Consider the following 13,344-nt stretch of genomic DNA (forward strand, 5'->3'; position numbering starts at 1 on the left):
CAGTAAAAAATTATCTACATGATATCACATTATTTTTTCAGTAGATTAAGCCGGTTTTTTAATTTAAAGAGGGCTTTGTATTGTTATGTTGGTTAAAGGTAAATGAACGACAATAAATAGGCATTATCTCATTAAATAGGTCATTTTCTTTTTATGACTTCTTTATCTTATTTTTCCCTTTTTCATCTCTATAAATAATCACTATTTGAGAACAAATAAGAAAAATAAAAAATAACCGATAGGAATCATAGTGTTAATATTCTGCTTTTTTAGCCTGCTGATAATTTGTTCATTTCGATGAGATTATAAAATTACTGTAAATATCAATAAAGCGTCCTACAACTGGCTTGACAACGTTTTCATACCATCCGTAAACTCTATTTGTGGGGATTTGTGGGATAATGTGGTGTAAATTATAACGCTGAGGGAAATGAGGATGTTTCGTGGTGCAACACTCGTTAATCTCGACAGCAAAGGGCGAATAACAGTTCCTTCCCGTTATCGAACAACGCTGAACGAGGCTTCTGAAGGTCAAATGGTCTGTACCATTGATCTCAATCAGCCATGTTTATTGCTGTACACCCTTCCTGAATGGGAAAAAATTGAGTTAAAACTGGCGGCGCTTTCTTCCATGAATCCCGCCGAACGAAGAGTGCAGCGTTTATTACTTGGGCATGCCAGTGAATGCCAAATGGATAGCGCAGGACGTCTTTTGTTAGCTAGCACGCTAAGACAGCACGCGGGGCTAACCAAAGAGGTCATGTTAGTCGGTCAATTCAATAAATTTGAATTGTGGGATGAACAGGTCTGGTATCAACAGATCAAAGAAGACATTTTGGCAGAGCAAACCTCACAGGAACCGTTATCGACACGACTATTGGATTTATCACTTTAAATAATGACAACGAATAATTTTAGCCATACCAGTGTATTACTGGATGAAGCAGTAAACGGCCTGAATATTAAACCTTCAGGTATTTATATTGACGGTACTTTTGGCCGTGGCGGGCACTCTCGTCTGATTTTATCGCAATTAGGTGAACAAGGCCGTCTCATTGCGATTGATAGAGATCCACAAGCTATCGCAGTGGCAAATGAAATTGATGATCCACGATTCTCTATTATTCATGGGCCTTTTTCAAATATTGAACACTATATCAATGAGTTAGGTTTAAGTGGCAAAGTTGATGGCGTATTATTAGATTTAGGCGTTTCTTCACCGCAATTAGATGATCCTGAACGAGGATTCTCTTTTATGCGTGATGGGCCACTCGATATGCGTATGGACCCAACCACAGGACAATCAGCTGCACAGTGGTTAATGAATGCCGAAGAAGATGATATTACTTGGGTGCTAAAAACCTTCGGTGAAGAGCGTTTCGCGAAACGCATTGCCCGTGCCATTGTGGCGCGTAATAAAACTGAAGAGCCATTAACACGTACTAAACAGTTAGCGGATTTGATTAGTGAAGCAAGTCCAGTAAAAGAGCGACATAAGCACCCTGCAACACGTAGCTTTCAAGCGATCCGTATCTATATCAATAGCGAGTTAGATGAGATTGAAAAAGCATTAAAAGGTGCCGTGTCTATTTTAGCGCCAGCAGGGCGTTTATCGGTGATTAGTTTCCACTCTTTAGAAGACCGATTAGTTAAACGCTTTATAAGAGATGAAAGTAAAGGGCCTGTTGTTCCAGCGGGGATCCCATTAACAGAAGAACAAATTAAAGCACTAGGAAGTGCTCGCCTGAGTAGCATTCATAAAATGAAACCTACCGGTGTTGAAGTTGAGGAGAATCCACGAGCGCGAAGTTCTGTTTTACGCGTCGCACAGCGTATTGAGGAATAAATGTCTACTGAACGCCATTCATTACCGGGAGTAATAGGACAAGATTTACTGCGTCATGGCAAATTGCCACTTATTCTTTTTTTCGCCGTTATTATCTCCGCGATCTATGTGGTAACGACAGCACATAAAACACGCTTACTGACAGCAGAAAAAGAGCGCTTAGTGTTAGAAAAAAATGTATTGGATATTGAATGGCGCAACTTGATCCTTGAGGAAAATGCATTGGCGGACCATAGCCGAGTTGAACGTTTTGCAAGTGAACAGTTAGGCATGGTTCATGTTGATCCAACTAAAGAGAATATTGTGGTTACTAAATAATTAAGGCAAGTATGAAATTTTCACGTTCGGCAAAAGCGAAGACAAAGACAAAGTCAAATGCCAAACTCCGTAAACCTGAAGAAAAAACAGGATTTGTGAGTTGGCGTTTTGCGTTGCTTTGCGGTGGTATTGGTATTGCTTTAGCGGCGTTATTAATACGAGTTGCCTATTTACAGATTATTAACCCAGATCCCCTGATCCGCGAAGGGGATCTGCGCTCTTTACGTGTGCAAAAAGTCCCCACAGCTCGTGGCATGATAAGCGATCGTATGGGAAGACCATTGGCGGTGAGTGTCCCTGTATATGCTATTTGGGCTGATCCTAAAGTTGTGTTAGAAGCTAACCCTGATATGACCGATTCACGCTGGTTAGCACTTGCTGATGCATTAAAACTTCCCGTTAATCAAATTTCTCAAAAAATTTCTGCAACACCTTCCGCTCGTTTTATCTATCTTGCGCGCCAAGTTAATCCTGAAATTAGTGATTACATAAGTAAGCTGAAAATCAAAGGGATAAACATGCGCCAAGAGTCCAAACGCTATTATCCTTCAGGAGAAGTGACCGCTCACATCATTGGTGTTACAAACATTGATGGTGATGGTATTGAAGGGGTTGAAAAAAGCTTTAACCAATGGCTTACCGGTGCCCCCGGAGAGCGAGTTGTACGCAAAGATGGCTTTAACCGTGTGATTGAAAATATCGCTCAAACAGATAGCCAAGCTGCTCACAACTTAATGTTAAGCATTGATGAGCGTTTACAATCTGTTGTGTATAGAGAGTTAACCAATGCAGTCATTGAAAATAAAGCCGAATCAGGTACGGCGGTTTTGGTTGATGTCAATACAGGCGAAGTGTTAGCGATGGCAAATAGCCCATCCTATAACCCGAATAATTTAGCGGGAACGCCGAAAGATGCGATGCGTAATCGAGCTATCACCGATATTTTTGAGCCAGGCTCTACGGTAAAGCCGATGGTGGTTATGAGTGCGCTAAACAATAATATTATTAAAGAAAATACCGTTATTAATACTGTTCCTTATCGAATTAGTGGTCATCAGATAAAAGATGTTGCGCTTTATCGTGAGCTTTCGATAACTGGAATTTTACAGAAATCGAGTAACGTAGGGGTATCTCGCCTTGCGTTAGCGATGCCGGCGTCTGAACTGGTAGATGTTTATTCCCGTTTTGGCCTCGGAAAACCAACTAACTTGGGGCTAGTTGGTGAAAGTAGTGGCATATTTCCAATAAAAAAACAACGGTGGTCCGATCTTGAAAGGGCCACCTTCTCATTCGGATATGGGCTAATGGTAACGCCATTACAGTTAGCGCGTGTCTATGCAACTATCGGTAGTTTTGGTATTTATCGACCGCTTTCTATTACTAAAGTCGACCCTCCTGTACTGGGTACTCGCGTTTTTCCTGAAAAAGTCATGAGAACAGTGGTTCATATGATGGAAAGTGTCGCCTTACCGGGCGGTGGTGGCGTTCGTGCTGCGATCAAAGGGTATCGTGTTGCGATTAAGACCGGGACCGCGAAAAAAGTCGGCCCAGATGGAAAGTATATTAATGCCTACATTTCTTATGCAGCCGGTGTTGCACCGGCAAGCCGTCCACGCTTTGCCTTAGTAGTGATCATTAACGAGCCAAAAGCGGGCAAATATTATGGGGGTGCAGTTTCTGCACCAGTGTTTGGCACAATTATGGGCGCGGTTCTACGTACGATGAATGTAGAGCCTGATGCATTAACGCCAGACGATAAAAGTGAAATAGTGATTAATAAAAAAGAGGATACAAGTGGCAGATCCTAATTTAAGTGACCTATTAGGGGCACTCGGGATACAAGCACCGTCTTTAACGCTTAAAGACATGACACTCGACAGCCGAAAAGCCGCGAGTGGTGATCTGTTTGTGGCAATTAAAGGCCATGAAACGGATGGTAGACGCTATATTCCTCAGGCAATTGCACAAGGTGTTTGCGCTGTTTTAGCGGAAGCTGAAGGTATTGCTACTCATGGCGAGATTCGTGAAAGTCATGGTATACCCGTTATTTATATTGAAAACCTAAATTGTCAATTATCAAAACTTGCAGGAATTTTTTATCATCAGCCAGCGGATAAATTAAAGCTGATTGGTGTCACTGGTACTAACGGAAAAACGACAACAACACAATTGTTAGCACAGTGGGCGCAAGGTTTAGGTGAAGTCAGTGCCGTTATGGGAACGGTAGGCAATGGGTTATTAGATCATATTGTTCCGGCAATGAATACAACCGGTTCAGCGGTTGATATCCAATTAGAATTACAGCAATTAGTTAATCAAGGTGCTACCTTTACCGCAATGGAGGTTTCGTCACACGGTTTAGTTCAAGGGCGCGTTAGTGCGTTACCTTTTGTCGCCAGCGTATTTACCAACTTAAGTCGCGATCACCTTGATTATCATGGTGATATGGCCAATTACGAACAGGCTAAATGGTTGTTATTTTCGACCCACCATAGTGGCGAAAAAATCATTAATGCTGATGATGCGGTAGGGCATAAATGGTTGACGCATCTACCCGATGCAGTGGCGGTGACTATGGGGGATAAATTGCCGGCAAATTGGCAAGGACGCTATGTGCAAGCGACACAAATCAATTACCATGATGCGGGTGCCACTATCCATTTTAATTCAAGTTGGGGAGAAGGTGAAATTGAAAGCCCATTAATGGGGGCTTTTAATGTCAGTAACTTACTCTGTGCTTTAGCTACACTTTTGGCACTTGAATACCCTCTTGATGCAGTGATTAAAGCTTCCAGTGCATTAACGCCCGTTTGTGGTCGTATGGAAGTATTTAGTGCGAATAATCGTCCTACGGTGATCGTTGATTATGCCCACACGCCAGATGCCTTAGAAAAAGCGTTACAAGCGGCACGCTTACACTGTACTGGCAAACTGTGGTGTATCTTTGGTTGTGGTGGTGATAGAGATAAAGGTAAGCGCCCACTAATGGGCGCTGTAGCAGAGCAGTTTGCCGATAAAGTGGTTATCACCGATGACAATCCGCGTAGTGAAGAGCCACAAGCCATTATTCAAGATATCCTTTCTGGGTTAATGGATCCTGGTCGTGCGTTAGCGATTGAAGGACGAGCAGAAGCCGTGACGAATGTAGTAATGCAAGCCTCTCCCGCTGATATGATCTTAGTGGCAGGAAAAGGGCACGAAGATTATCAAATCGTTGGCACTCGCCGTCTTGATTATTCTGACCGATTAACGGTTGCACGGTTATTGGGGGTGATCGCATGATAGCGCTTTCTCTCGAAACTATTGCACAAGTCACTCAAGGCACGTTGAGTACTATTACTCAAAGCCAAGCCAATCAATTAATGATCAAATCAATTTCTACCGATAGCCGTAAAATTGATGATGCATGTCTGTTTATTGCTTTAGCAGGTGATCGTTTTGATGCTCATGACTTTATTGCTGATGTCAAACAAAAGGGTGCCGTTGCGGTTTTAGTTAATCGGAAAATCGATGTTGAATGTCCACAAATCATCGTAAAAGATACCCGTTTAGCAATGGGGCATATTGCCGCTTATATCCGTTCGCTTAGCAATGCTAAAATTGTGGCGTTAACGGGCTCTTCGGGTAAAACGTCCGTTAAAGAGATGACGGCTTCGATACTGCGTCACTGTGGTGAAACCTTATATACACATGGCAATTTAAATAATGATATTGGTGTTCCCCTGACACTCTTTCGTCTAACCCCTGAACATCGTTTTGCCGTGATTGAACTTGGTGCTAACCATATTGGTGAAATAGCCTATACCGTGGATATGGTTAAACCAGATAGTGCATTGGTCAATAATCTTTTTTCTGCACATATTGAAGGTTTTGGTTCCTTACAAGGGATTGCTCAAGCTAAAGGTGAAATATTCACTGGCTTAAAAGAGCAAGGCACAGCCATTATTAATCAACAAAGTAATGATGTTGCGCTATGGCAACAGCATTTTAACTCACGTCAAACTCAGTGGTCTTTCTCTTTATCTGCAGACACTCAGGCCGATTTCTACCCAACGGATATCGTTGTTAATCAACTCACCACCGATTTTACATTGCATACGCCAGAAGGGTGTGTAGCAATCACCCTACCTTTACCTGGTCGCCATAATATTGCCAATGCGTTAGCCGCAAGTGCGTTAGCCTTGTCGGTAGGGGCGACATTAACGGATATTCAGCAAGGTTTAGCGGTACTGAAAGCCGTACCTGGCAGACTCTATCCTGTTGAGTTAACAACAGGAAAAATAGTGTTAGATGATACCTATAATGCTAATGATGGGTCGATGATGGCAGGGCTGCAAGTTTTATCTCAATTACCAGGATATAAAATCTTTGTTGCTGGAGATATGGCTGAACTAGGCGAGGATTCAGAAAAATGTCACCGTGATGTGGGACGTTTTGCTCATCAAGTCGGTATCGATCGGGTATTAACCGTGGGTCATTACAGCCAGTTTATTAGTCAAGAAAATGAAGGCGGTGAGCATTTTTCATTTAAAGCTGATTTGCTTACCCAATTAATTCCATTATTACAGCAGCATGATGTTGTTTCAGTTTTAGTAAAAGGTTCACGAAGCTCAGCAATGGAGGATATCGTGAACGCATTAAAGGAGTGCTTTGAATGTTAGTTTGGCTAGCCGAATATTTGGTTAAATATCATACATTTTTTAATGTGTTTTCTTATCTGACATTCAGAGCGATTGTTGGTTTATTGACGGCATTAATTATTGCGTTATGGATGGGACCCCATTTAATTGCATGGTTACAAAAAATGCAAATCGGGCAAGTGGTGCGTAACGAAGGTCCTGAGTCACACTTTAGCAAACGTGGTACGCCGACCATGGGTGGGATCATGATCCTATTTTCTATCGCTGTATCAACCTTATTGTGGGCGCGATTAGATAATCCTTATGTATGGTGTGTACTCTTGGTGCTAATTGGTTATGGCATCATCGGTTTTATCGATGATTATCGCAAAGTAGTGCGTAAAGATACTCGAGGCTTAATAGCGCGTTGGAAATATTTCTGGCAATCGGTATTAGCTTTAGCGGTTGCATTTAGTATGTACGCGATTGGTAAAGATACCCCAGCAACGCAACTTGTCGTGCCTTTCTTTAAAGATGTCATGCCACAACTTGGCATGTTGTATATCTTACTGGCTTATTTTGTCATTGTTGGCACCAGTAACGCGGTAAATTTAACCGATGGTTTAGATGGCTTAGCCATTATGCCTACGGTGTTTGTAGCGGCTGGATTTGCATTAGTTGCATGGGCTACAGGTAATGTCAATTTTGCCAGCTACCTAAAAATTCCTTATTTAATGCATGCAGGCGAATTGGTGATTGTTTGTACCGCCATTGTCGGCGCGGGATTAGGCTTCCTTTGGTTTAATACTTATCCTGCCCAAGTCTTTATGGGTGATGTTGGCTCTTTAGCATTAGGTGGTGCATTAGGTACTATCGCCGTGTTATTACGCCAAGAATTTTTATTAGTGATTATGGGGGGCGTGTTCGTTGTTGAAACGCTCTCGGTTATTTTACAAGTAGGTTCATTTAAACTGCGCGGCCAACGTATTTTCCGTATGGCGCCAATCCATCATCACTATGAATTAAAAGGTTGGCCAGAGCCTCGTGTGATTGTCCGCTTTTGGATCATCTCTCTTATGTTAGTCCTTATTGGTTTAGCGACATTAAAGGTACGTTAACATGGCAAATTATCAGGGGAAAAAAGTTGTTATCGTGGGACTAGGCATTACCGGTCTATCCTGCGTTGACTTTTTTATCCGCCAAGGTGTAACACCTAAAGTGATAGATACTCGCCAGCATCCCGCGGGTTTAGATAAGCTACCTGCTGATGTTGAGTATCATACGGGGAGTTTTCATCAAGTATGGCTTAATGACGCTGATTTAATTGTCTCAAGTCCGGGTATTGCGTTATCAACGCCTGAGTTAGTTGAAGCGCGAGATCATGGAGTGGAAATTGTCGGTGATATTGAGCTATTTTGCCGTGAGGCAAAAGCACCTATTGTTGCGATAACAGGCTCTAATGGCAAAAGTACCGTAACGACGTTGGTGGGGGAAATGGCTAAAGCTGACGGGATCCCTGTCGGTGTCGGTGGCAATATTGGTGTACCTGCTTTAACGTTATTAACACAGCCTTATGACTTATATGTCTTAGAGCTATCGAGCTTTCAATTAGAGACAACCTATAGCTTAACAGCGGCGGCTGCCACGGTATTAAATATTAGCGAAGATCATATGAATCGCTATCCGTTAGGATTAGAACAATACCGTGAAGCTAAATTACGTATTTATGATAATGCTAAAACCTGTGTCTATAACGCAGATGATGTTCTGACATTGCCTTTAGCTGGCAAAGATGCACGTTGTGTGAGTTTTGGTATCGGACAAGGGGATTATCAACTTGATAATACCAATCGTTACTTGAACGTAAATGGTGAAAATATTCTTGCCACTTCACAGATGTTCCTTTCTGGTCAACACAATTACACCAATGCATTAGCCGCATTAGCGTTAGCTGATGCGGTGGGAATTTCTCGTAAAGCATCACTGGCTGTTTTAAACACCTATCATGGCCTTGCTCATCGTTTCCAATTAGTTTACTCCCATAATGGGGTACGTTGGATCAATGATTCTAAAGCGACTAATGTAGGTAGCACAGAAGCAGCTTTAAGAGGGCTTGAAGTAGAAGGGACTTTGCACCTGTTGTTAGGTGGGGACGGTAAGTCTGCTGATTTTAGCGCGCTATTACCTTATCTCAGTGGCGATAATATTCGCTTATATTGCTTCGGACAAGATGGTCAAGCATTGGCAAATTTACGACCACAAGTCTCACAATTAACCGCGACTATGGAAGAGGCGATGCGATTACTTGCACCAACAGTGCAAACTGGCGATATGGTGCTACTTTCACCCGCTTGTGCAAGTCTAGATCAGTTTAAAAGTTTCGAACAACGTGGTGATGAGTTTGCCCGTTTAGCGCAGGAGCTTGGCTGATGAGTGTATACGCAATGCGAAGATTAAAACAGTGGCTGGTGGGAAGTTATCAAACAGATAACAGCGCGTTCGTGCCTTATGATCGCACTTTGCTCTGGTTTACATTCGGATTAGCGGTTGTCGGGTTTGTGATGGTAACTTCGGCGTCAATGCCTGTTGGACAACGTTTAGCAGAAGATCCTTTTCTATTTGCTAAACGTGACGGCATTTATATGATTGTTGCCCTTTGCCTTGCATTAGTGACAATGCGAGTGCCAATGGCGGTATGGCAACGCTACAGTAGCTTAATGCTGTTTGGTTCTATCTTGCTATTACTCGTGGTATTGGCAGTGGGCAGTTCAGTAAATGGCGCATCACGTTGGATTGCATTTGGGCCTTTACGTATTCAGCCGGCAGAACTTTCTAAATTGGCACTGTTTTGTTATCTCTCCAGTTATTTGGTGAGAAAAGTAGAAGAAGTGAGAAACAATTTTTGGGGATTCTGTAAACCTATGGGGGTGATGTTAATATTAGCCGTGTTACTGCTATTACAACCCGACTTAGGTACGGTGGTCGTGTTGTTTGTGACCACATTAGCGTTGCTTTTTTTAGCCGGTGCAAAAATTTGGCAATTCCTCGCCATTATTGGTACAGGTATTGCCGCTGTTGTGATGTTAATTATTGTTGAGCCTTACCGTGTACGACGTATCACTTCGTTCTTAGAACCTTGGGAAGATCCTTTTGGTAGTGGTTATCAGTTAACACAATCCTTGATGGCTTTTGGACGCGGTGATCTACTGGGGCAAGGGTTAGGAAATTCAGTACAAAAGTTGGAGTATCTACCTGAAGCTCATACTGACTTTATTTTCTCCATTTTAGCAGAAGAACTTGGTTATATCGGTGTGGTTTTAGTGCTTTTAATGGTATTCTTCATCGCTTTTCGTGCGATGCAAATTGGACGCCGTGCTTTGCTGCTCGATCAACGTTTTTCAGGTTTTTTAGCCTGTTCGATTGGGATCTGGTTTACCTTCCAGACGTTAGTCAACGTTGGTGCGGCAGCCGGTATGTTGCCAACAAAAGGGTTAACGTTACCTCTTATTAGTTACGGTGGTTCGAGTTTGATTATTATGTCAACGGCTATCGTGATGTTGTTACGAATTGATTATGAATCACGCCTAGCACAGGCTCAGGCGTTTGTAAGGAGTCCTAAATGAGCGAACGTAAACGCCGATTAATGGTGATGGCCGGCGGAACAGGAGGGCACGTCTTTCCTGGATTAGCAGTTGCTCATTATCTGCAATCCCAAGGCTGGGATATTCGTTGGTTAGGAACCGCGGATAGAATGGAAGCACAATTAGTGCCTAAGCATGGCATTGAAATCGAGTATATCCGTATTTCGGGTCTGCGAGGTAAAGGGGTAAAAGCGTTAATTGCGGCACCTATTCGTATTATAAAAGCGATTTTTCAAGCCCGTCGGATTATGAAGCGCTATCAGCCTGATGCCGTATTAGGCATGGGAGGCTATGTTTCTGGACCAGGCGGTGTTGCAGCATGGAGCTGTGGTATTCCCGTTGTTTTACATGAACAAAATGGTATTGCAGGCTTAACTAACCGTTGGTTGTCAAAAATAGCCAAACGTGTGTTACAAGCATTCCCCGGTGCGTTTGCTAATGCGCCTGTTGTTGGTAATCCGGTTCGTGACGATGTCTTAGCACTTGAAGCCCCAGCAGAGAGATTAAAAGGCAGAGAAGGTGCTGTCCGAGTGCTGGTTATTGGTGGTAGCCAAGGTGCGCGTATCTTAAATCATACAATGCCCGTGGTGGCTGGATTATTAGGAGAGCGAGTTACAATTTGGCATCAGGCCGGCAAAGGGAGCGAAAGTGATACCAAATTACGCTATCAAAATGAACTTTCTAAAAATTCAGTTAAATCTGAGTATAAAGTTACTGAATTTATTGATGATATAGCGCAAGCTTATCAATGGGCTGATGTTGTTGTATGTCGTTCAGGTGCATTAACAGTTAGCGAGATTGCCGCTGCGGGGTTACCCGCTATTTTTGTTCCTTTTCAACATAAAGATAGACAGCAATATTGGAATGCATTGCCATTAGAAAATGCCGGTGCGGCGCGTATTATTGAACAGAATGATTTAACGCCAGAAGCGATAGCTGACACCCTAGAAAATTGGGATAGACATCAGCTAATGCTAATGGCAGAAAAAGCACAAAGTGTTGCGATTACGGATGCTACTGAGCGAGTCGCTAATGTAATTATCGAAGTGGCTAAAAAATAAACGTAACTTGTAACCATTAACTTAGAGTGAAGAAGTAAATAGTGAATACACAACAGCTGGCGAAATTAAGATCTTTTGTGCCTGAGATGAGAAAAGTTAGGCATATCCACTTTGTTGGCATTGGTGGTGCCGGCATGGGCGGGATCGCCGAAGTGTTGGCTAATGAAGGTTATGCAATCAGTGGTTCTGATTTAGCGCCTAATGTAGTCACACAACAACTCGTTGCATTAGGGGCGACAATCTATTTTAATCATCGCCCTGAAAATATTCGTGATGCTAGTGTTGTGGTGGTTTCTACCGCAATTAGTGCAGATAATCCGGAAATTATTGCAGCAAGAGAAGCGCGTATTCCTGTGATACGTCGTGCAGAAATGTTAGCGGAGTTAATGCGTTATCGTCACGGGGTTGCGATTGCAGGAACCCACGGTAAAACAACAACAACGGCGATGATTTCGAACATTTATGCACAAGCAGGATTAGATCCAACCTTTGTTAATGGCGGTTTAGTGAAATCAGCCGGTACCCATGCTCGTTTAGGTTGTAGCCGCTATTTAATTGCAGAAGCGGATGAGAGTGATGCTTCTTTCTTACATCTTCAACCTATGGTTGCGGTGGTAACGAATATTGAAGCTGACCATATGGACACTTATCACGGTAATTTTGATAATTTAAAAGAGACTTTTATTACTTTTTTACACAACTTACCGTTTTATGGTCGCGCAGTGATGTGTATTGATGACGATGTTATTCGGTCAATTATTCCTAAAGTAGGGCGTTATATTACTACCTATGGTTTTAGTGAAGATGCTGATGTACGCATTACTCATTACGAACAAAAAGGTGCGCAAGGATTTTTCACTATTTCTCGTGAAGATATGCCTGATTTAGATGTGGTATTAAATGCGCCGGGACGTCATAACGCCTTAAATGCAACCGCAGCTGTGGCTGTTGCTACAGAAGAAGGGATTGCGGATGAGCATATTTTAGCCGCACTACTTAATTTCCAAGGCACTGGGCGTCGTTTCGATTTCTTGGGAAATTTCAGTCTTGAGCATGTGAATGGCCAAGAAGGGGAAGTCATGCTGGTGGATGACTATGGACATCACCCAACAGAAGTTGATGCAACGATAAAAGCGGCACGAGCAGGTTGGCCTGATAAACGTTTAGTGATGTTATTTCAACCACATCGTTATACACGTACTCGTGATTTATATGAAGATTTTGCAACGGTGCTTAATCAAGTTGATATTTTATTATTAACCGATGTTTATGCAGCAGGAGAGGCGCCTATTCCCGGTGCAGATAGTCGTTCACTGTGTCGTACTATTCGTCAACGTGGCAAACTAGATCCGATTTGGGTTTCTGATGTTGAGAACATCTCCTCAATATTAGCGGGTGTATTAACAGATAATGATCTTGTTTTAGTTCAAGGTGCTGGAAATATTGGTAAAATAGCGCGTCGCTTAGCAGAAACAAAATTACAACCATCTTTAAGCGAGGATTAAGACGGATGTTTGAGCAAGTGAACATCATTTATGGTGAAATGGTTAAGAAAATGACTGTAATGGTGGGAGATTTTAGTCAAAAAGAGATCTTATTTGCGAAAAATACGATCGGTAATTTGCTTGCTCAAAGAGATGTGGGAAAAATTTATCAGTTAAAAGTAGCGAAATTTAAAGAAAAACTCGCTATTTTGACTTTTAAGGTAAATAATTCTCAACAGATTGAACAATTTAGTGATTTAATTATCAAAGCTAAAGGTATTTATAGAGTATATATATCTAGTGGAAGTATTAATCGTAGGAATATCGTACAAAAGAATAGCCGATTCTCTTATTTGAATGTTGCGCAGGGGTGAA

General features: G+C 42.3%; 12 protein-coding genes. All 12 read left to right on the forward strand.

All coding sequences use genetic code 11. The features are described 5' to 3' along the window. The first annotated feature begins 436 nt into the window (after window positions 1–436). Genes mraZ through AACU98_RS12690 form a run of 12 tightly spaced genes read left to right on the forward strand, consistent with a single transcriptional unit; the run spans window position 437 to window position 13,343 of the window. The gene (gene mraZ, locus AACU98_RS12635; RefSeq protein ID WP_004248567.1) at window positions 437–895 is read left to right on the forward strand and encodes a division/cell wall cluster transcriptional repressor MraZ; all 459 of its coding nucleotides are present in this window, start codon (window positions 437–439) and stop codon (window positions 893–895) included. Between the two features lie 3 nt (window positions 896–898). Continuing rightward, window positions 899–1,846, forward strand: coding sequence for a 16S rRNA (cytosine(1402)-N(4))-methyltransferase RsmH (rsmH, locus tag AACU98_RS12640; protein ID WP_004244125.1), 948 nt, complete (start codon window positions 899–901; stop codon window positions 1,844–1,846). After that, a complete protein-coding gene (gene ftsL / locus AACU98_RS12645; protein WP_004244124.1) occupies window positions 1,847–2,164 on the forward strand; it encodes a cell division protein FtsL in 318 nt (105 codons plus the stop codon). Between the two features lie 11 nt (window positions 2,165–2,175). Continuing rightward, a complete protein-coding gene (gene ftsI / locus AACU98_RS12650) occupies window positions 2,176–3,972 on the forward strand; it encodes a peptidoglycan glycosyltransferase FtsI (RefSeq protein ID WP_161734840.1) in 1,797 nt (598 codons plus the stop codon). After that, window positions 3,959–5,446 carry a UDP-N-acetylmuramoyl-L-alanyl-D-glutamate--2,6-diaminopimelate ligase gene (gene murE / locus AACU98_RS12655; protein WP_049217795.1) on the forward strand — a complete coding sequence of 496 codons (1,488 nt, stop codon included), beginning with the start codon at window positions 3,959–3,961 and terminating at the stop codon, window positions 5,444–5,446. Before ftsI ends, murE begins: the two co-directional genes overlap by 14 nt. Further along, window positions 5,443–6,825, forward strand: coding sequence for a UDP-N-acetylmuramoyl-tripeptide--D-alanyl-D-alanine ligase (gene murF, locus AACU98_RS12660; protein WP_004244120.1), 1,383 nt, complete (start codon window positions 5,443–5,445; stop codon window positions 6,823–6,825). Before murE ends, murF begins: the two co-directional genes overlap by 4 nt. Next, on the forward strand, window positions 6,819–7,901 hold the full coding sequence (mraY, locus tag AACU98_RS12665; protein WP_004248563.1) for a phospho-N-acetylmuramoyl-pentapeptide-transferase: 1,083 nt from the start codon (window positions 6,819–6,821) through the stop codon (window positions 7,899–7,901). The genes murF and mraY overlap by 7 nt, the downstream gene beginning before the upstream one ends. Window position 7,902: 1 nt before the next feature. Beyond that, window positions 7,903–9,213, forward strand: coding sequence for a UDP-N-acetylmuramoyl-L-alanine--D-glutamate ligase (murD, locus tag AACU98_RS12670; RefSeq protein WP_004244118.1), 1,311 nt, complete (start codon window positions 7,903–7,905; stop codon window positions 9,211–9,213). Beyond that, the gene (gene ftsW, locus AACU98_RS12675; RefSeq protein ID WP_004244117.1) at window positions 9,213–10,406 is read left to right on the forward strand and encodes a cell division protein FtsW; all 1,194 of its coding nucleotides are present in this window, start codon (window positions 9,213–9,215) and stop codon (window positions 10,404–10,406) included. The genes murD and ftsW overlap by 1 nt, the downstream gene beginning before the upstream one ends. Next, window positions 10,403–11,485 carry an undecaprenyldiphospho-muramoylpentapeptide beta-N-acetylglucosaminyltransferase gene (gene murG, locus AACU98_RS12680; protein WP_004244116.1) on the forward strand — a complete coding sequence of 361 codons (1,083 nt, stop codon included), beginning with the start codon at window positions 10,403–10,405 and terminating at the stop codon, window positions 11,483–11,485. The genes ftsW and murG overlap by 4 nt, the downstream gene beginning before the upstream one ends. A 41-nt stretch (window positions 11,486–11,526) precedes the next feature. After that, entirely contained in the window at window positions 11,527–12,990 is a 1,464-nt protein-coding gene (murC, locus tag AACU98_RS12685) for a UDP-N-acetylmuramate--L-alanine ligase (protein ID WP_004244115.1), read from the forward strand. Between the two features lie 5 nt (window positions 12,991–12,995). Next, the gene (locus AACU98_RS12690; RefSeq protein ID WP_004244114.1) at window positions 12,996–13,343 is read left to right on the forward strand and encodes a hypothetical protein; all 348 of its coding nucleotides are present in this window, start codon (window positions 12,996–12,998) and stop codon (window positions 13,341–13,343) included. The last annotated feature ends 1 nt before the right edge of the window (window position 13,344 follow it).

This window comes from Proteus sp. G4380, assembly GCF_963885725.1.
GTDB classification, from domain to species: domain Bacteria; phylum Pseudomonadota; class Gammaproteobacteria; order Enterobacterales; family Enterobacteriaceae; genus Proteus; species Proteus mirabilis.

Coding starts and splice junctions, on each gene's coding strand:
- AACU98_RS12690 (WP_004244114.1), top strand. CDS start 12,996: ATGTTTGAGCAAGTGAACATCATTTATGGTGAAATGGTTAAGAAAATG.
- murF (WP_004244120.1), top strand. CDS start 5,443: ATGATAGCGCTTTCTCTCGAAACTATTGCACAAGTCACTCAAGGCACG.
- murG (WP_004244116.1), top strand. CDS start 10,403: ATGAGCGAACGTAAACGCCGATTAATGGTGATGGCCGGCGGAACAGGA.
- ftsI (WP_161734840.1), top strand. CDS start 2,176: ATGAAATTTTCACGTTCGGCAAAAGCGAAGACAAAGACAAAGTCAAAT.
- mraY (WP_004248563.1), top strand. CDS start 6,819: ATGTTAGTTTGGCTAGCCGAATATTTGGTTAAATATCATACATTTTTT.
- mraZ (WP_004248567.1), top strand. CDS start 437: ATGTTTCGTGGTGCAACACTCGTTAATCTCGACAGCAAAGGGCGAATA.
- ftsW (WP_004244117.1), top strand. CDS start 9,213: ATGAGTGTATACGCAATGCGAAGATTAAAACAGTGGCTGGTGGGAAGT.
- murD (WP_004244118.1), top strand. CDS start 7,903: ATGGCAAATTATCAGGGGAAAAAAGTTGTTATCGTGGGACTAGGCATT.
- rsmH (WP_004244125.1), top strand. CDS start 899: ATGACAACGAATAATTTTAGCCATACCAGTGTATTACTGGATGAAGCA.
- ftsL (WP_004244124.1), top strand. CDS start 1,847: ATGTCTACTGAACGCCATTCATTACCGGGAGTAATAGGACAAGATTTA.